At 39.5% G+C, this 18899-nt stretch carries 17 protein-coding genes and 1 pseudogene; 9 read left to right on the plus strand and 9 right to left on the minus strand.

What is annotated here, in order from left to right:
- Window positions 1–161 precede the first annotated feature (161 nt).
- On the plus strand, window positions 162–1721 hold the full coding sequence (locus VSAL_RS04135; protein WP_012549544.1) for an AbgT family transporter: 1560 nt from the start codon (window positions 162–164) through the stop codon (window positions 1719–1721).
- A 96-nt stretch (window positions 1722–1817) separates the two neighbouring features.
- On the opposite strand, the gene VSAL_RS04140 is transcribed toward VSAL_RS04135, so the two are convergent.
- From VSAL_RS04140 to VSAL_RS04150, 3 genes are read right to left on the minus strand one after another with little or no spacing between them, the layout of a single operon-like run.
- Complete coding sequence (locus VSAL_RS04140) at window positions 1818–2453, minus strand: helix-turn-helix transcriptional regulator (protein ID WP_012549545.1); 636 nt, start codon at window positions 2451–2453, stop codon at window positions 1818–1820.
- A gap of 60 nt (window positions 2454–2513) precedes the next feature.
- Window positions 2514–3791, minus strand: a complete 1278-nt coding sequence (locus VSAL_RS04145; RefSeq protein ID WP_012549546.1) for an L-cysteine desulfidase family protein — start codon at window positions 3789–3791, stop codon at window positions 2514–2516.
- 17 nt (window positions 3792–3808) lie between these two features.
- Entirely contained in the window at window positions 3809–4198 is a 390-nt protein-coding gene (locus VSAL_RS04150) for a Rid family detoxifying hydrolase (protein WP_012549547.1), read from the minus strand.
- A gap of 292 nt (window positions 4199–4490) precedes the next feature.
- Here VSAL_RS04150 and VSAL_RS04155 point away from each other — a divergent pair, with 292 nt between their 5' ends.
- On the plus strand, window positions 4491–5576 hold the full coding sequence (locus VSAL_RS04155) for an amino acid permease (RefSeq protein WP_231850873.1): 1086 nt from the start codon (window positions 4491–4493) through the stop codon (window positions 5574–5576).
- 8 nt (window positions 5577–5584) lie between these two features.
- Here the strand turns inward: VSAL_RS04155 and VSAL_RS04160 are convergent, their stop codons facing one another.
- The gene (locus tag VSAL_RS04160) at window positions 5585–6466 is read right to left on the minus strand and encodes an IS982-like element ISVsa6 family transposase (RefSeq protein WP_012548944.1); all 882 of its coding nucleotides are present in this window, start codon (window positions 6464–6466) and stop codon (window positions 5585–5587) included.
- A 93-nt stretch (window positions 6467–6559) separates the two neighbouring features.
- On the opposite strand from VSAL_RS04160, the pseudogene VSAL_RS23705 reads away from it, so the two are divergent.
- A pseudogene (locus VSAL_RS23705) lies at window positions 6560–6802 on the plus strand (hypothetical protein); the annotation flags it as partial.
- A gap of 97 nt (window positions 6803–6899) precedes the next feature.
- Here VSAL_RS23705 and fghA read toward each other — a convergent pair.
- The gene (gene fghA, locus VSAL_RS04165) at window positions 6900–7742 is read right to left on the minus strand and encodes an S-formylglutathione hydrolase (RefSeq protein ID WP_012549548.1); all 843 of its coding nucleotides are present in this window, start codon (window positions 7740–7742) and stop codon (window positions 6900–6902) included.
- Window positions 7743–8018: 276 nt separating this feature from the next.
- The gene (locus VSAL_RS04170) at window positions 8019–9167 is read right to left on the minus strand and encodes an S-(hydroxymethyl)glutathione dehydrogenase/class III alcohol dehydrogenase (RefSeq protein ID WP_012549549.1); all 1149 of its coding nucleotides are present in this window, start codon (window positions 9165–9167) and stop codon (window positions 8019–8021) included.
- Between the two features lie 188 nt (window positions 9168–9355).
- On the opposite strand from VSAL_RS04170, the gene VSAL_RS04175 reads away from it, so the two are divergent.
- The gene (locus VSAL_RS04175; protein ID WP_012549550.1) at window positions 9356–10228 is read left to right on the plus strand and encodes a LysR substrate-binding domain-containing protein; all 873 of its coding nucleotides are present in this window, start codon (window positions 9356–9358) and stop codon (window positions 10226–10228) included.
- A 1-nt stretch (window position 10229) separates the two neighbouring features.
- Window positions 10230–10763 (plus strand): tRNA adenosine(34) deaminase TadA, encoded by a 534-nt coding sequence (gene tadA / locus VSAL_RS04180; RefSeq protein WP_012549551.1) that lies wholly within the window; start codon window positions 10230–10232, stop codon window positions 10761–10763.
- 79 nt (window positions 10764–10842) lie between these two features.
- Here tadA and VSAL_RS23495 read toward each other — a convergent pair whose 3' ends face one another.
- Together VSAL_RS23495 and mltF are read right to left on the minus strand one after the other, a co-directional pair.
- A complete protein-coding gene (locus VSAL_RS23495) occupies window positions 10843–11001 on the minus strand; it encodes a hypothetical protein (RefSeq protein WP_158007247.1) in 159 nt (52 codons plus the stop codon).
- Between the two features lie 170 nt (window positions 11002–11171).
- The gene (gene mltF, locus VSAL_RS04185) at window positions 11172–12656 is read right to left on the minus strand and encodes a membrane-bound lytic murein transglycosylase MltF (protein WP_012549552.1); all 1485 of its coding nucleotides are present in this window, start codon (window positions 12654–12656) and stop codon (window positions 11172–11174) included.
- 363 nt (window positions 12657–13019) lie between these two features.
- Here mltF and purL point away from each other — a divergent pair, with 363 nt between their 5' ends.
- The 3 genes from purL (at window position 13020) to nqrM (ending at window position 17859) form a co-directional block, all read left to right on the plus strand.
- Window positions 13020–16949 carry a phosphoribosylformylglycinamidine synthase gene (gene purL / locus VSAL_RS04190; RefSeq protein ID WP_012549553.1) on the plus strand — a complete coding sequence of 1310 codons (3930 nt, stop codon included), beginning with the start codon at window positions 13020–13022 and terminating at the stop codon, window positions 16947–16949.
- A gap of 239 nt (window positions 16950–17188) precedes the next feature.
- Window positions 17189–17659, plus strand: coding sequence for a NifB/NifX family molybdenum-iron cluster-binding protein (locus VSAL_RS04195; protein ID WP_231850874.1), 471 nt, complete (start codon window positions 17189–17191; stop codon window positions 17657–17659).
- Window positions 17656–17859 (plus strand): (Na+)-NQR maturation NqrM, encoded by a 204-nt coding sequence (nqrM, locus tag VSAL_RS04200; RefSeq protein ID WP_012549555.1) that lies wholly within the window; start codon window positions 17656–17658, stop codon window positions 17857–17859. The genes VSAL_RS04195 and nqrM overlap by 4 nt, the downstream gene beginning before the upstream one ends.
- A gap of 17 nt (window positions 17860–17876) precedes the next feature.
- On the opposite strand, the gene VSAL_RS04205 is transcribed toward nqrM, so the two are convergent.
- Window positions 17877–18152 (minus strand): DUF134 domain-containing protein, encoded by a 276-nt coding sequence (locus tag VSAL_RS04205; protein WP_012549556.1) that lies wholly within the window; start codon window positions 18150–18152, stop codon window positions 17877–17879.
- 176 nt (window positions 18153–18328) lie between these two features.
- Here VSAL_RS04205 and VSAL_RS04210 point away from each other — a divergent pair, with 176 nt between their 5' ends.
- Window positions 18329–18844, plus strand: coding sequence for an RNA methyltransferase (locus VSAL_RS04210; protein WP_012549557.1), 516 nt, complete (start codon window positions 18329–18331; stop codon window positions 18842–18844).
- Window positions 18845–18899: the final 55 nt, after the last annotated feature.

Here is an 18899-nt window from a genome sequence, read left to right on the forward strand (position 1 = left end):
GATTTACAAATTAAACATTTTCATCGTGGTGAAAATGCAATGTATTAAACTTTTCTTGGCAATATCTGGTTTACACTGATTTAGCAAAGGAATAGATAAAGAATAAAAAAAATCAAAGCTCTTTATCTTTAAATACAACATTTACTACTATGGAATTATGAATGAGTAACCAATCAACAGAGAAGGCACCAAAGCTTAGCGCTATGGACCGCTTTCTAAACACTATTGAACGAGTAGGTAATAAAATTCCAGATCCTGCTTTACTTTTTTTCTGGGGCCTTTTAATTGTTTGGGGGCTTTCAGCGCTATTATCACAGATTAACTTTGATCTAATTCATCCTGTAACCCAAGATGCGGTTCAGGTGAAAAACCTTTTAACGGGTGATTCTTTAGCGAACTTTTTAGCAACAATGGTCACTAATTTTACTAGCTTTGCACCGCTAGGTATTGTACTGGTTGCAATGCTAGGTGTTGGTGTTGCAGATTCTTCAGGCTTTATTCAAACTGGCCTAAAGAAAATGCTTAACTTCACTCCAGCTAAATTATTAACACCAATGCTTGTTTTAGTTGCGATTGTGTCACACACAGCAGCGGATGCAGGTTATGTATTAGTTATCCCACTAGGTGGTATCATTTTCCACGCGGCGGGTCGTCATCCATTAGCGGGTATTGCCGCTGCATTTGCGGGTGTATCAGGTGGTTTTTCTGCCAACTTTATTCCATCAGGCATTGATCCATTATTGGCAGGCTTTACACAAACGGCCGCTCAAGTACTGGACCAATCGTATGTTGTTAATCCATTAGCGAATATTTTCTTTACTGGACTTTCTTCTGTACTGATTGTTGCTATTGGTTGGTATGTGACAGAGAAAATCATTGAACCACGCTTGGCAAATACGCCTGTAGATAAAGATGCAGAAGAAGCGCCAGATCTTGGTTCTTTTACTGAAATCGAATCAAAAGCGTTTAAATATGCAGGCTGGGCTATGGTTGCTGGTATCGCATTATTAATTGCGCTTATCTATCCTGAAGGTTCAGCACTTCGTTCACCAGAAGGTGAAATTACGTCGTTCTCTGCGCCGCTAATGAAGTCTATTGTTCCATTGATTTTTATTCTGTTTGTTATCCCTGGTATCGTTTTTGGACGTGTTTCTGGTAAATTTAAGAGCAGTAATGATGTAATTAAAGCAATGTCAGAAACAATGGGCACAATGGGTGCTTACATGGTTATGTCATTCTTCTGTGCGCAATTCTTAGTGGCATTTAGTCAATCAAACATCGGTACTATTTTAGCGATGTACGGTGCTGATTTCTTGAAGGCGCTTGACCTTCCTGGGCAACTAACGATTGTTGGTATGATTTTACTAACCGCTTTTGTTAATTTACTTATTGGTTCGGCCTCCGCTAAATGGGCACTAATTGGTCCGGTACTGGTTCCAATGCTAATGGGGGTTGGTATTTCACCTGAGCTGTCTCAAGCGGCATATCGTGTGGGTGATTCTGTATCAAACATTATTTCACCTCTGATGGTATTCTTCCCATTAGTTGTGGTTTATTGCCAACGTTATGTTAAGTCTACAGGTATCGGTACATTGGCTTCTCTAATGATGCCTTTCTCTATTGCTATGCTAATTGGTTGGACAATCTTCTTACTAGCGTACTGGGCTCTAGGTATTCCTCTAGGGATACAAGCACCATATACATACCAATTACCTGGTTAATATAAGCACTTCGCTTTATGAAATAGCTTATAAAATAAAAGCCCTGAGAATGATAAGTTCTCAGGGCTTTTTTGTATGACGTTCTTTTCTTTTTTATTATTTAAATTTTCTTAAATAACGATAAACAGAGTCTTTAGATACGTTAAGAATGTTGGCGGTTATTTGAGTTGCATCTTTTATATTAAATGCACCTTGATGATGTAAGCGCTCAACAATCGTTCTTACTCTGCGAGAAACTGTAATGCTTTCGTCTTCCAATACTTCACTTTGTATTCTTGCAATAGAGTCTGTCAGCATTTCAATACTGTCTTTTGCAAAGGTTTCAGGTGACGCTGCTAATTGATTTGCTTGTGGGAATAGGTCCATAAAGAAGCTATTCATTGGCACATCAAGATTAGAGTTGATGCAAAGTAAAGCGATAGGTATTCCCACCTCATTTCTAATCATCGAAGTAACAGAACGAAGTAGTTCACCTTTATCTGTTCTGGTGAAATAAGGGGTAGATACATCGGATCCTGCTTTCAATTTTTCTAATGCAAGATTGGTAATTGGCGCACCAATACCACGACCCGTGACATGACCATTAGCGATTTTAATGATTGATGGATTATCAGAATCAAGAGAGTGCAGTACCACTTCAACATGTTTTCCAAACATAGCAGCAATGCCATCAACAATACTATAAGTTGATTTCAGTATGAGTTTATCGGCAGTAGAAAGTTTATGTAGCATATGTTTTCTTCATGTTGGTAAAAAGATGATGTCACTTAGAATGTAAGTGACATCTTTTCATTATGACGCCATTATTTCAATGATTTCATGATCAATATTTGGCATTCCGGTTGTTATCATTCTGCCTATGTTTTTAATGGTCTTTTCTACATCTTCAGCAATAACACCCTGTTTCGTTACACAATGATTATTTAAGGCAAGTAGGGATGATTTCATTGCTGATTGGGCACTACTGCCTACTTTCATCGCACAAGTCGATTTTGCACCATCGCAGATCATACCGCTGGTGTCACTGATGGTATTTTGTATTGCTGAACAAGATTGTTCGAATGACCCCCCCGCTAAATAGACCATTGCCATTGCTGCAGCCGCAGAGGTTACTGCGTTGCCACAAAAAGCGGATAGTGGAGGATAATGAGATTTAATATAAATAGCACCGAGATGACTCATTATGAATGCTCTTGCCAATGTTTCTTCGTCGGCATTATAAAAGTCAGCCATTTTTACTACAGGAATCGTAGCTGCTATACCCTGGTTTCCGCTGCCATAATTAGACATGGCTGGTAAATTTGCACCACCCATTCGAGCATCGGACGCGGCAGAGGTATAAATTAAAATATCACTGTCTAAGCTTTTTGAAAGTAAACCAGTATCTATGTTCTTTTGATAAGTTCGACCCACTTCTAAGCCGTATGGGTTCTTTAGTCCTTCTTGAGCTAGTGCAATATTGAGATCTTTAGCTTTAAGAATAAATTTAATGTCATCGAATTCAGCGTGAGTTGCAAAGTCATAAATGGATGAAATAGTGATATCTACACCATCACAAATAGAAGCGGTAGAGGCTTTTGGTAATGAAGAATCAAGGGAAAAAATAACATTATCATCAAGTCGTTTTTCTACAATGAGAGTGTGACCCCCACTGATGGTGACTTCTGCGTGATGTTGTGAGCCTTTAACTACAACACGACAATAAATGAACTCATCTGTAGTTTCTCGTTTTACTTGAACTCGGCCAGCATCAATAAGTTGTTGCGCTTCATTTACTTGGGATTGCGTCAGTTTAGCAAGAACTTCTAAACCTGCTTCAGGGTTTCCACCTGTAGCCCCAGCAGCAGCAGCAATGGCAAGACCAACTCTACCTGTTCTTGGAACAAAAACACCCATACTATTTTTATACAAATTATCAGAGACAAAAACATCAATCGTTTCTGCTTTTTCTCCTAGCATTTGCGTTGCTACGCTTGTTGCATAGGCCGCACAAATAGGTTCAGTACAGCCAAGAGCAGGCTTCACGACATTTTTTAAAATAGTAATGTATTGCTTCCAGGTAGAGTTCATTTTGTTCACCTTTTTAGTTATACCGTTGTTTTCTTGTGAGCAATCGCTTCGACTTCAACTAATACGCCAAGCGGAAGATCTTTTACCGCAAAGCAAGAACGAGCAGGGCAGTCGGTATGAAAAACGGTTTTATATACTTCGTTAAATGCAGAAAAATCAGTGATATTAGCAAGGTAGCAGGTTGTTTTTAAAACCGTATTCACATCACCATCAGCGGCTTCAATTACTGAAATTAAGTTTTTAAGAGACATTTCTGATTGAGCGGTAATGCCCCCTTCTACAACAGAGCCTGTTGAGCTATCAACAGGTAATTGACCTGATGTGAAAATAAGACCATTAAATGCAGTACCGTGAGAGTAAGGACCGATTGCTTCTGGAGCTGATTTTGCCACGATAATTTGTTTCATATTTCCCATTCTTTTTTTGCAACTATTGTTGACTTGGTGGTGTGTTATTGGATTATGCAAAAATAATTGCATTTATTTTGTGTGAGTTGAATTTATGCTTATTCGTAAGGGAGTGCAATGACTTTGTGGCAAATATTTGTTTATTTTACGAACTGAGATCTCGATATCATTTCAAATAAAATTGCATTGTTATTTTTTAATTAGAGAGTAGATTCTTCAAAAGTTGCAAGCGCTGGCAGTTAGGCGCTTTGAAATTATAAAAATAATGTTCCCTACAAAGATGGAGTTTTATATGAACACAGCTACATTGGCGAATCCTAGTCATGGTAAAAGTGATATGACTGATTCTGAATGGAAAAAAGCCACCAAATTCGATAGCGTTGATATTGGTTGGATTGTAATTAGTATTGGTATGGCGATAGGGGCAGGGATCGTATTTTTACCTGTTCAAGTAGGTATCATGGGGATCTGGGTTTTTCTTCTGTCTTCGATTATTGGTTACCCAGCCATGTATTTGTTTCAAAAACTTTTCATCAATACTCTTGCTGAAGCAAAAACATGTACAGATTACCCTGGTGTGATTACTGGTTATCTAGGTAAAAATTGGGGCGTCGCTTTAGGTGCTCTTTATTTCATCATGCTTGTTATTTGGGTGTTGGTATATTCACTTGCGGTAACGAATGACAGTTCTTCATATTTACATTCATTTGGTGTAACTGAAGGGCATTTAAATGATAGTTCATTTTATGGTTTGGGCTTAATTTGTGTACTTGCTTTTATTGGTTCTAAAGGTGAAAAGCTACTATTCAAACTGTCTGGATTTATGGCTGTAACAGTACTTTCATTAGTTGCGGTTATGGGGTTGTTATTAGTTTCTCGTTGGGACTTTGCTAATGTTCCTGCTATTGGATCTTTTGGTCCAATGCTAAAAGATGCGATTATTACGCTTCCATTTACACTAACTTCTATTCTTTTTATTCAATCTCTTAGCCCTATGGTTATCTCATACCGTTCACGTGAGAAATCTATTGAAGTTGCGCGTTATAAATCACTAAGAGCGATGAACATTGCTTTTGCTATCTTATTTGTCATTGTTTTCTTCTTTGCTGTGTCATTTACCTTTGCTATCAGCCAAGAGCAAGCCGCTGAAGCGATGAATAAAAACATCTCCGCTCTAGCCATTATTGCTCATTACTTCCCAGGAAGCTGGGCAACGATTACGGGCATTATTATTAATATCTTTGCTGTAGTAACGTCATTCTTTGGTGTATTTATGGCATTCCAAGAAGCGTGTCGTGGTTTAGCGATGAATATCTTACTAAGACGTATGGATGAGTCGGCAATTAACAAAGAGTTAGTTAACCTGAATTCTGGATAAAACATGCTTTAAGCGAGGATTAGTTCAAATTCACATTCTGATAGCTTAATTCGTGGCTTTTGTTTTTTTAAACAATAAGCCACAACGCCTGAAATTACATTTAGCATGAAACCAGTCACGCTACGATGACGGCTATGTTCAATTTGAGAGATATTCTTCAATTGGTCATTTATCGTTTCGATAATGTATCTCTTTGATAACATAGCCTTATCAAAAGCACTTATCTCTTTTGCTTTCATGTTTTTTCGCGAGGTAGTCACTAAATCGACATCAGAGTTCTTTAAGCTCTCACTCAACTTTTTACCTATGTACCCTTTATCAGCGTACAATTTCCCCGAGAGTTCTTTGCATAAATCAGGTACAGGAGTCCTATCATTTACATTGCCAGCTGTGATTTTCAGCGAAATAATTTCTCCAAGATGGTTAATCAATAAATGAAGTTTGAAGCCGAAAAACCATCCCATGGTACCTTTTCCTCTTTTCGCAACACCATCAAAGACTTTATGGCGAGGAATTCGAATGTTATGGCATACTTTAAGACTCGTGGAGTCAACAAAAGCAATGCCAGTCGGCTTACCTTTGATAGATTGAAAATAGGCACACATTGGGGCGATTAGGCTAGGCATTTTGCTCACAAATCGAGTGTAGCTAAGTAAATTTGGAAAGTATCCTTTCCAATATTGATGAACTAACCCGATATAGAAGTTCTTGAAATCTCTATGATTTGATTGATGAAAAGCGATGACAATAGTCATACATTCACTAGTAGACATTACTGACTGACGTTTTCTTTTTCTCTCACTAGCCTCAACAAGGTATTTTTCCCATTGAGATAAGAATTGATAACAAAAATCATCGACATCACAAAATATATCAACTAATTTATTCATCTTGCCCACCTTTTAAAATACGTTCAAATAATTCTTGGTCGAAAGATCTGATCGTTAGGTGGGCAATTAGTTCAGCCTTATCCAGAATTCAGGTTAGTTAATAAATTAATTACGGTATTTATCGTATTACTTGCATGGTCTGCAATAGCATTAAATGCGCCTATCTTATCTTTTACATCAATTTGTAGCCCTGTATTTGGTTTGGTTGGCTGTTTAATCCCTGCTTATCTTGTTCATAAGGTGCCAGCTCTTCATAAATATAAAGGCCTATCAACTAACCTAATCATTGTTACAGGTATTCTTCTTTGTATCTCTCCAGTGTTAGCGTTTATCTAATTATATTAAATTAATATATAGATATAAAAAATCCCAGAGAAGGAGAACCTACTCTGGGATTTTTGCTACTTATTCTTTTACTTATCTTAAATCAGTATTATTTATTTAAATAAGTAGCATGAAATTCTAGGTGCTCATCAATAAAAGTCGACATAAAGAAATAGCTGTGGTCGTAACCTGGTTGCATTCTTACTTCTATATTCGTGCCTGATTGCTCTGCTGAAGAAAGTAGGTACTCAGGTTTTAATTGTTCTTCTAAGAAGCCATCAGCTTCACCTTGGTCAACTAAAATTGGAAGTTTAGACCCTTTTTTAAGAAGCTCAGAGCTGTCGTACTCTTTCCAAGTTTCTTTATTATCACCAAGATATAGACCTAATGCTTTTTGACCCCAAGGGCAATTGATTGGGCTAGATATTGGACTAAATGCAGAAATAGACTGATATGCATCTTGGTTTTTCAAGCCAATGGTAATTGCACCATGACCACCCATGCTGTGACCAGAAATCGATTTTTTATCTGATACAGGGAAGTGCTCTTCAATTAAAGATGGCAGCTCTTTTGTTACGTAATCATACATATGGTAATGACGATTCCATGGCGCTTGAGTTGCATTTAAGTAGAATCCAGCACCTAGACCAAAATCGTAGGCACCTTCTGCATCATCATCAACATCTTCACCACGTGGGCTTGTATCCATAGCGACAATTGCAATGCCTAATTCAGCTGCTTTTTTGAAAGCGCCCGCTTTTTGCATGAAGTTTTCATCAGTACACGTTAAGCCTGATAACCAGTATAAAACAGGAACCGGATTACTTTCAGAGGCGTTGGCTGGTAGGAAGATAGCAAAGCGCATATCGCAATTTAGTGTGGATGATGTATGTGTATATTGTTTGTGCCAACCACCGGCAACTTTGGCTTGGCTAATGTTTTCAACTGTCATGATGAATCCTTATTATATTTAATTCATATCAGTGATTTCACTGCATAGAATGAGGTATCTACTGATTGATTTTAAAGTGCTTTGAAGTAAAGAAAAAAGAGGTGTTGCTATTTAATTCATTATTACGCCACCCGCGTAAAAATGATGCAGTGCTGCTTTTCTTTTACGGGAAAGCACTTTAAAATCAAAAAGTCATTTATAAATTGCTCCCATCAGCATAGAAGATGGGAGCAAAATAAAATCAAGTTCTAGTGGTTTGAGCTAGAATCGAATTTCTTATTTATCCATGTGTAGAACAGTACGGATAGATTTACCTTCGTGCATTAAGTCGAACGCTGCGTTTACATCAGCAAGACCCATTGTGTGAGTGATGAAATCATCAAGAGCGAACTCACCTTGCATGTAACGGTCAACGATACCTGGAAGCTCAGTACGGCCTTTAACGCCACCGAATGCAGAACCACGCCATACACGACCAGTCACAAGTTGGAACGGACGAGTTGAGATCTCTTGACCAGCACCAGCAACACCGATGATGATTGATTCACCCCAACCTTTGTGACAACACTCAAGAGCAGCACGCATAACGTGTACGTTACCGATACACTCAAAAGAGTAATCAACGCCGCCGTCAGTCATTTCAACAATCACTTCTTGAATTGGCTTGTCGAATTTTGTTGGGTTGATGCAATCAGTTGCGCCTAATTTCTTAGCCAGTTCGTATTTGCTTTCGTTCAAGTCAACACCAATGATACGACTTGCACCCGCCATTTTTGCGCCGATGATAGCTGAAAGACCAATACCGCCAAGACCGAATACAGCAACTGTGTCGCCTTTTTCAACTTTAGCCGTGTTAAGAACCGCGCCCATACCCGTAGTTACGCCACAACCTAAAAGACAAACTTCTTCAAGTGGTGCTTCTTTAGATACTTTCGCTAGTGAAATCTCAGGAAGAACTGTGAATTCAGAGAACGTAGAGCAACCCATGTAATGGAAGATAGTTTCACCATTAATAGAGAAACGGCTAGTTCCATCAGGCATAAGGCCTTGACCTTGAGTTTCACGAACTGCTTGGCAAAGGTTAGTTTTACCAGATTTACAGAACTTACATTCGCCACATTCCGCAGTGTAAAGAGGGATAACGTGGTCGCCAACTTCAACGCTTGTCACGCCTTCGCCGATCATTTCAACAATACCGCCGCCTTCATGGCCTAGGATTGAAGGGAAGATACCTTCTGGATCATCACCAGAAAGAGTGAATAAGTCAGTGTGACAAACGCCAGTAGCCACGATGCGAACTAATACTTCGCCCGCTTTAGGAAGTTGAACATCCACTTCTTCCATTTTAAGAGGTTCGCCAGCAGCCCAAGCTACCATTGCTTTAGATTTAATTGATGTTTGACCTGGTTTAATATCAAGAGCCATTGGGTTTTCCTTATTTGGATAATTAGATTGACGATATTAATAGATTATTTCATTTTAAGCATAATGCTATTTTTTTTGTGTCCGTCGTCTTGTTGTGTGCCATTATAAATATTTCTCCTCATTTGATAATACGGTAGAATGGTAAATAATCTTTACATATACGTAATAATACTAATGAGGGACTGGTTGTGATTAATTGGGAAGGGGTAACAGAATTTGTTGCTGTAGCAGAAGCGCAAAGTTTTACTGGGGCAGCAAAAGCACTGGATACTTCAGTAGCACAAATTAGTCGTAAAGTCGCTGCATTAGAAGAACGTTTATCGATAAAACTTTTAATACGAACGACTCGAAAAGTATCAGTAACCGAAGCTGGACAAACTTATTACCAACATTGTCGTCATTTAGTTGAAGGCTTAAAACAAGCAGATAGAGCGATTACTGAATTAAATGCGACCCCTCAAGGGCGTTTAAAAATCACGTCATCAGTCACGTATGGTGAGCAGCTTATCGCGCCATTGCTTAGCGATTTCATGCTCATGTATCCACAACTTGAACTTGAACTTGTGTTATCAAATCAAACGTTCGATCTCGTTGAGCAAGATTTTGATTTGGCGATTCGTTTAGGTCGATTAAGTGATTCAACAATGATGGCAAAACGCTTATCTAGCCGACAAGTACGGGTATGCGCATCGCCTGCTTATATTGAAAAATATGGTGAACCACATACCTTGTCTGAACTTTCTCAGCATAATTGTTTAGTTGGCAGCTTGCCTATTTGGCGATTCATTGAAAATAAAAAAGAAAAAAGCGTAAGAGTAAAGGGATCGGTTCATTGCAATAGTGGCGCAGCCCTAACGAATGCCGCTTTAAAAGGATTAGGCATTGTTCAGTTACCTGATTTTTATGTTCAAGAATCAATGGATAAAGGGGAATTAGTCGAAATACTGGTTCCATATAGAGAGCCTAAAGAAGGTATTTGGGCGGTATATCCAAACAATCGACACCTTTCAACAAAAGTTCGTTTATTGGTTGAGTTCTTAGCAAAAGAGTTAGCAGAATAGAATGACAGATTTAGACGAGAATAAGAGCGCGACGTTCTATATGCAAAGAGCGATAGAGCTTGCCTCAATCGCAGAAGGTGAGGGGGAAGTTCCTGTCGGTGCCGTTATTGTGCTCAATGGCGAGATAATAGGAGAAGGCTGGAACCGTTCAATTGGAACTCATGATGCTACCGCTCATGCTGAGATGATGGCGATTAAGCAAGCGGGGCAAACCGTTGAGAACTATCGACTGGTTAACGCGACGTTATATGTCACTCTTGAGCCTTGTCCAATGTGTGCTGGCGCCATCGTACAGAGTCGAATTAAACAGGTTTTTTTTGGTGCTGCGGATTTAAAAACAGGGGCATCAGGCAGTGTGATTAATTTGTTTACCGCAGCCACTGCTTTTCATTTTGTTGAGTGTGAATCTGGATTAATGGCGGATGAGTGTCGTGAACAGCTACAAGCTTTTTTTAAGCGTAGACGAAAAGAGAAAAAAGAAGAGAAACAATTGCAGCGAGAGGTTGAAAAGAAAGACGAATTAGAGAGTAAATAACAGAAAGCAGAGACAAAAAGGCAAGTTCACGGTTAATTTGCCTTTTTAAAGTGCGTTAACAAAGGACGAATAAAGGTAATTAACGACAAAAGAGCGCTTCATTTTCATCAAAAAGAGACAGTGCATAAGTGCGTTGGCGATGAAGTACTTTTTTATGGTTATTTAATAATTTACGTCGACGCTGAGTACTTCCCCTAAGCGAGGTTTGTGTTTTTAGTTTTCTTCTATTAGAGATCATTGCTCCCCCTTCCATTTAACAAGCAAAAAATTAAGGCCAATTATTTATCCTTAATTCGAGTGATTTTCTAATCTATTTAGCTCAGAGTATGTGGTAATTGTTACCGTTATATGAACGTTCTCATCGAGTCAGCCGTTATCATCCTAATGCCTTTTTTATACAGTAACAAATTACTGACTTGAAACTGCGTGGCTTGTCGTAGACGTTGCTGATGACAATGGAACATCAATGACAGTTAAATCTTCAACAGTGATATCTTCTTGGATTAATTTGTTTGCTTGTTCTTGTTCATAACCAATAATACTTTGGTAATAACGACGGATATTTTCAACGTAGTTTTGAGCTTCATCACCACGAGCAAATCCATAGCGAAGGTATTTGTAATAACGTTTCTGGCGTAACAAAGGCAAATTGTCTTTTACGTCTGTCCATGAGTTAGGATCCCCCCCTAATCGTTGTGTTAAACGACGGGCGTCCATCATGTGTCCGAAACCAATGTTATAAGACGCTAAGGCAAACCAAATTTTCTCATGTTCGGTAATTGAATCTGGTACACGTTTTACTATACGACGTAAATACTCAGCTCCCCCGCGAATGCTTTCTTCTGGATCTAATCGATTTTTAACCCCAACAGATTGAGCCGTTGGTAAGGTGAGCATCATCATGCCACGCACACCTGTAGGAGATTTAGCAACAGGGTTCCAATGTGATTCTTGGTATGAGAGAGCGGCTAAGAAACGCCAATCAAAATCCCCGGCGTATTTTTTAAATAAAGGTTCCCATTTCGGTAACTTACTTTCTAGTGAACGAATGAAAGCACGTGTATCAACGTAATCGAACGTTTCTACGTGACCAAAATATTTTTCTTCTAGTAATGCTAATTTACCACTGCTTTTTAGCTCACCAAAAAACTCAATCAATAATGCCTGAAGGCTATCGTCTTCTGTTTTTTGTAAGAACCAAGCGATAGGTTGATCTTCGGTTAACTCAAAAGCGACAGCGAGATCGGGATGAATTCGTTGGGTAAGAGACAGTTCAACCGAATCGGCTAAGGTGTAATGTATTTCACCGCGTGCGACTTGTTTTAATAGTTCACTTACATCCGTATTATCTTCTGTAGACCATTCTAATTTTTTATATTTTTCTTTTAATTTTAATAAAGTGCCTTCAAAACTAGAATCTTTCACAATCGTTAAGTTTTCATCTAATTCTGTGAGGTTTTTGATATTTCGAGGGCGCCAGTTCCCTTTTTTATACACGACCTGTTGACTAACATAATAATAAATTGGTCCGGTACGAAAGTTTTCTAGACGTTCAGGGGTAATGGTCATATTAGCGGCAACAATATCGAGTTCGTTGCGGTTTAGCGCTGGGAATAAACCTGAATACGTATAAGCAGGCGTGATTTCTAGTTTTACATTTAGCTTTTCAGCAAAGGCTTTCGCAAGATCATAATCAAGCCCTGTAGGACCGTTCGAGCCAATATAATAAGAGAGTTGATTGTTTAATGTACTGACTCTTAAGATGCCACGTTCTCTTACTTGCTCTAGTTTTGTTTTTGGTTCTGATTCTACTTGGCAACCCGTTAAGGTAAATACAAGCGTAGAAATAACCAGGCAAGATTTTAGAAGACGATAATATCGGATGTGGCTCAAGTCAGAATGCTCTTTTAAATAAGTAGGGCGTAGTTATATCAAATGGGAGAAAAAGAGGCAAAAGCGCAGTAACAAATTAGAACAATAAAGAGAGATTAAGGCCAATATTTGCATCAAGTGTACATTTTATATTCAAATTCATTAAAACAGAGGGGCGTTTCTCTTTTTTTGAAAAAAAATACGCAAACGGTTGCTTTGGGTGTTACTTCACAAAACAAAATCCTTTATAATGCGCTCGCAATACCAGAGGTAACATCGGCATAGTCGCTATGTGATTTGAGTAATTAATTGAGTTGATTGCTTTTAACATCATGAAACTATTCCAATATTACCTTTAATTCATTGCCAAAGAGACCTAAGTACATGAGAATTTTGCGTGGTTCACCTGCTCTATCTGTATTTCGTGTTAATAAGCTGCTTGAGCTTTGCCGTGAACTGAGTTTACCTGTAACAGGTATTTATGCTGAGTTTGCCCATTTTGCTGATGTAAAAGCTGACCTTGATGCGTCTGAAGTTGAAAAGTTAGAAAAACTACTGACTTATGGTCCAACGATTGAAGAACATGAACCTGAAGGGTTGTTGCTTCTTTCTGCCCCTCGTCCGGGTACTATCTCTCCTTGGTCTTCAAAATCTACTGATATCGCCCATAACTGTGGTTTATCAAATATCGCACGTTTAGAGCGCGGTACTGCTTATTATGTAGAAACCTCTGAAACACTTTCTGAACTTCAATTAGTCGAACTAAAAGCCATTCTTCATGATCGCATGATGGAAGTGGTCTTTACTGATTTTGAATCGGCAGCGGCATTGTTTACGGTTGCAGAACCGATTCCTTATGCTGAAGTTGATCTACTTGTCGGTGGTCGTAAAGCGCTAGAAAACGCAAACGTTACCCTAGGTCTTGCATTGGCTGAAGATGAAATCGATTACCTTCTTGAAAGCTTTACCGAAAAACTAGGTCGCAACCCGACTGACATTGAATTAATGATGTTTGCACAAGCGAACTCAGAGCATTGTCGCCACAAGATTTTCAATGCAGATTGGACTATTGATGGTGTGAAACAAGATAAAACCTTGTTCAAAATGATCAAAAACACCTTTGAAGTTACCCCTGAGCATGTACTTTCTGCTTACAAAGATAATGCCGCTGTAATGACGGGGTCAACCGTTGGTCGCTTTTTCCCTGATCCAGAAACACGCCAGTACAACTACCACCAAGAGAAAACACATATCTTGATGAAAGTGGAAACCCATAACCACCCAACGGCAATTTCTCCTTGGCCGGGTGCATCAACAGGTTCTGGTGGTGAAATTCGTGATGAAGGCGCAACTGGTATTGGTGGTAAACCAAAAGCTGGTTTGGTTGGTTTCTCTGTATCTAATTTAAAAATCCCTAACTTTGTTCAACCATGGGAAACGGATTTTGGTAAGCCAAGCCGTATCGTAACCGCGCTTGATATTATGCTTGAAGGTCCTCTAGGCGGCGCAGCATTTAACAATGAATTTGGTCGTCCAAATCTATTAGGTTACTTCCGTACTTACGAAGAAAAAGTAAATTCACACAATGGTGAAGAAGTTCGTGGTTACCACAAACCAATCATGCTTGCGGGTGGTTTAGGTAATATCCGTGATGATCATGTTCAGAAGAAAGAGATCCCTGTGGGCGCAAGCTTAATTGTTCTTGGTGGTCCAGCAATGAACATCGGTCTTGGTGGTGGTGCTGCATCGTCAATGGCATCAGGTCAATCGGCTGAAGATCTTGATTTTGCTTCAGTGCAACGTGAAAACCCAGAAATGGAACGTCGTTGTCAGGAAGTTATCGACCGTTGTTGGCAGCTTGGTGATGCAAACCCAATTGCATTTATCCACGATGTAGGCGCAGGTGGTATTTCAAACGCATTACCTGAGCTTGTTGATGATGGTGAACGTGGTGGTATCTTCAATCTACGTGATGTACCAAATGATGAGCCGGGCATGAGCCCACTTGAAATTTGGTGTAACGAATCTCAAGAACGTTATGTTATGGCTGTTGCTGATAAAGATTTAGCAACGTTTGAAGCGATTTGTAAGCGTGAACGTGCACCTTATGCAGTCGTTGGTAAAGCAACAGAAGAGCGTGATCTAAAATTAGAAGATTCACATTTCGACAATACGCCAATTGATATGCCAATGGACATCCTTTTAGGTAAGACACCTAAGATGCACCGCGATGCTAAGACACTAAAAGCAAATAACTCGGCGCTTGATTGTTCTGGCATTGAATTGAATGAGGCGATTGAGCGTGTTCTTCGTTTACCTACCGTCGCTGAAAAAACATTCCTAATCACCATTGGCGATCGCTCAGTAACAGGTCTTGTTGCTCGTGATCAAATGGTTGGTCCTTGGCAGGTTCCTGTTGCGAACTGTGCAGTAACAGCGGCAAGTTATGATACTTACCACGGTGAAGCGATGTCACTGGGTGAACGTACACCGGTTGCTTTATTAGACTTTGGTGCATCAGCACGCTTAGCGGTTGGTGAGGCCATTACCAACATTGCAGCAACGAATGTGGGTGATATTAAACACATTAAACTGTCTGCAAACTGGATGTCTCCAGCGGGTCACCCTGGTGAAGATGCGGGTCTTTATGAAGCAGTTAAAGCCGTTGGTGAAGAGCTTTGCCCTGCACTTGGTTTGACTATCCCGGTGGGTAAAGACTCAATGTCGATGAAAACCAAATGGGAAGAAAATGGCGAGCAGAAAGAAGTGACGTCTCCACTTTCTCTTGTCATCACTGCTTTTGCTCGAATTGAAGACGTTCGTAAAACAGTGACTCCTCAGTTAAGAACCGACAAAGGTGAAACATCGTTAGTTCTTATTGACTTGGGCAACGGTAAAAACCGCATGGGTGCAACGGCACTGGCACAAGTTTACAAACAATTGGGTGATAAACCGGCTGATGTCGATAACGCAGTACAGCTGAAAGGTTTCTACGAAGGCATTCAAACATTGGTTGCTAATGATCAACTAGTGGCTTACCACGATAAGGGCGACGGCGGTTTATTTGTAACACTTGCTGAAATGGCGTTTGCTGGTCACTGTGGTGTGAACGCGAATATTGAAGCACTGTTACTTGAATCAGAGAGCAATGAAAATACGCTTGCTGTGTTGTTCAATGAAGAATTAGGCGCAGTAATTCAAGTTCGTAACGAAGATCTAGATTCCGTTCTATCAACATTAGCAGCAAATGAGCTAGGTGAATGTTCACACGTTATCGGCTCTGTTGCTGATTCAGACGAGCTAGTGATTAAATCTGGTGAGACGGTTGTCGTTGAACGTAACCGTACTGAGTTACGTACTATTTGGGCTGAAACAACACATAAAATGCAAGGATTACGTGATAACCCTGAATGTGCAGACCAAGAACACGAAGCGAAGAAAGACAATTCAGACCCTGGCCTAAACGTTAGCCTTAGTTTTGATGTGAACGAAGACATTGCGGCTCCAATCATTGAAGCGGCTATGATCAATAAAGGGGCTAAGCCTAAAATGGCAATCTTGCGTGAGCAAGGCGTTAACTCACATGTTGAAATGGCAGCAGCGTTTGACCGCGCAGGTTTTGAAGCCACTGATATTCACATGAGTGACATTCTTACTGGCTCTGCGGTACTTGAAGAGTACAACGGTCTTGTCGCGTGTGGTGGTTTCTCTTACGGTGATGTATTGGGCGCTGGTGAAGGTTGGGCTAAATCGGTTCTGTTCAACGAAAAGACTCGTAATCAATTTGAAGATTTCTTCAAACGTGAAGATACGTTCTCTCTAGGTGTATGTAACGGGTGTCAAATGCTGTCTAACTTGCGTGAATTGATTCCTGGTGCTGAGTATTGGCCTCGTTTCGTTCGTAATGAATCAGAGCGTTTTGAAGCACGTTTCAGCCTAGTTGAAGTTCAGAAATCTGATTCTGTTTTCTTCAATGGAATGGAAGGTTCTCGCATGCCTATTGCTGTTTCTCATGGCGAAGGGCGTGTTGAAGTTCGTGATAATGATCACCTAAATGCAATCGAAAACTCAGGAACTGTTGCGCTACGTTATGTTGATAATAATGGCAATCAGACGCAACAGTACCCGAATAACCCGAACGGTTCACCAAATGCAATAACTGGTTTAACAACGACGGATGGTCGAGTGACGATCATGATGCCTCACCCTGAGCGTGTCTTCCGTACGGTTGCTAACTCTTGGGCGCCTGAGTCTTGGGGGGAAAATGGGGCATGGATGCGTATGTTCCAAAATGCACGTAAGAACATTGGTTGATTTGCCGTTTTAATGAGCAGGAAATCAAACATTAATTAAAAAATGTGATTAATTAGAATAAATTTATTTCTAATTTTGTTTTACAATAAGATAAAGGGTTGGGTAAAGACGACTCTTTTATTAAAAACCGTTGGGATGAAAATCTCAGCGGTTTTTTTATGTGTAAAATATGAGTTATTGGCTTATGCCAATAATTAGGTGTATGGTGTGATCATTCAATGTTACTTAATGAGGTTTTTATGATTTACGCCATTCCAAGTCATCGAGATAAAATCGCCCCCCATTTTTCTAAAGCTGAGCAGTTTTTAATTCTGGATGATAGAAAAGGAAGGTCTATTTCTATTGATAATCCGGCGAAGGTGATTACTGGCTGCAAAGGAAAGAAAGCATTATTGGACATGTTAATAATGAATGGAGTTGAAGCGGTGGTGGTTCGTAATATCGGAGAGCGATTATTAACTAAGTTATTGAGCCGTAATGTGGATATTTACCAAGCAACAAGAATGAGTCAATTGTCTTCAATTCATCCCTCTGGGTTAGAAAAAATTATGGATTGCAGTGCTGCAAAACAATCTATAAATCATTTAAATAAAGTGGGGTGCTCTGAGGGGCGAAAAACAGAAAGAACTCAAGCAAAAATATTAGCGCCTCGTTTGATTGGAGTAGTCGCTAAAATGCTTAATTTCCGTAAAGGTGAGGAGGGATTATGATGACATTCATGGTGACTTTTTGTGTTTTTTTAGCCGTGATTTTAATGATGGCCATCGGCGTTATTTTTCACCGACAAAGTATTAAAGGCAGTTGCGGAGGGTTAAGTATTTTAAAGGTAAAGCGTGTTTGTAATTGCAAGACAACCTGTATTGAAGAGGCGAAACAATCGTTATATCAAATTCAAGAACCTCAACGTTAGTGGTTTCAAACAAAGCACTACTTGCTTAGCATTAGTGCTTTTCCTTCAATGATACTTTGTGCTGTTTTTGCTCGTGCTCGTTTAATGGTGTTTCCAAACGTTTGACGAGATATTCCCATTTGGTCAGCACAAGCTTGTTGATTGAGCCCATTAAGATCGGATAGGCGAATGGCTTCAAATTCATCAGGTAATAATGACACTTGTTCTAGTTCTGTCATGGGAATGCCATTAGGTTTGAAGCAACTATGAGCGGGTCTACAGCGTATATTTCGTTCTATTATTGGTCTGGCCATGAAAGTGTCCTCTGCTTTAATGGGGTAACCATAAATGAGAGACGTAAATATGCCAATGATTATTATATAAAGGGCATGACATTAATCGATATAATCATGATTGATAACTCCAACTATCCCTCTTAGGTTCTCTTTGGTAAAATGCGTGCTCTTTAATTTGAGAGTACGGAACAATAATGAAAAATACGCATGTCACAATTGGTTTAAGTAACCCAAAAAGTCCGACGAATGTTGGCGCAGTGATGCGTGCTGCTGGTTGTTATCAAGTGGATGATGTTCGTTATACTGGTGAAAGGTATGACCGTGCTACTAAATTTCAAACCGATACAAAAAAAGCAGTAAATAAAATCCCGTTAACTAGCGTTGAGTGCTTACTTGATAACTTAGCCGATGACATGAAAATTGTGTGTGTTGAGTTAGCTGAAGGCGCTGTTTCATTACCTGAATTCAAACACCCAGATAAAGCGATATATGTATTTGGTCCAGAAGATGGTTCTATCACACAACAAGTGGCTGACCGTGCTGATCACGTTGTTTATATTCCAACCGTGGGCTGCATGAATTTAGCCGCAACGGTTAATGTACTTTTATATGATCGTTTAGCTAAATCAGTCGATATTGTAAAAGGTGATGAACTGATTCGCAGTAGCCGAGATAATAGAAATCACTTAGTTATTAAAGAGAAAGAATAATCTTTCTGGATGTTTTTCATATAAGACCTATGCTTTTAAAGTGTGAACACTATAT

This window comes from Aliivibrio salmonicida LFI1238, from assembly GCF_000196495.1.
GTDB lineage: Bacteria > Pseudomonadota > Gammaproteobacteria > Enterobacterales > Vibrionaceae > Aliivibrio > Aliivibrio salmonicida.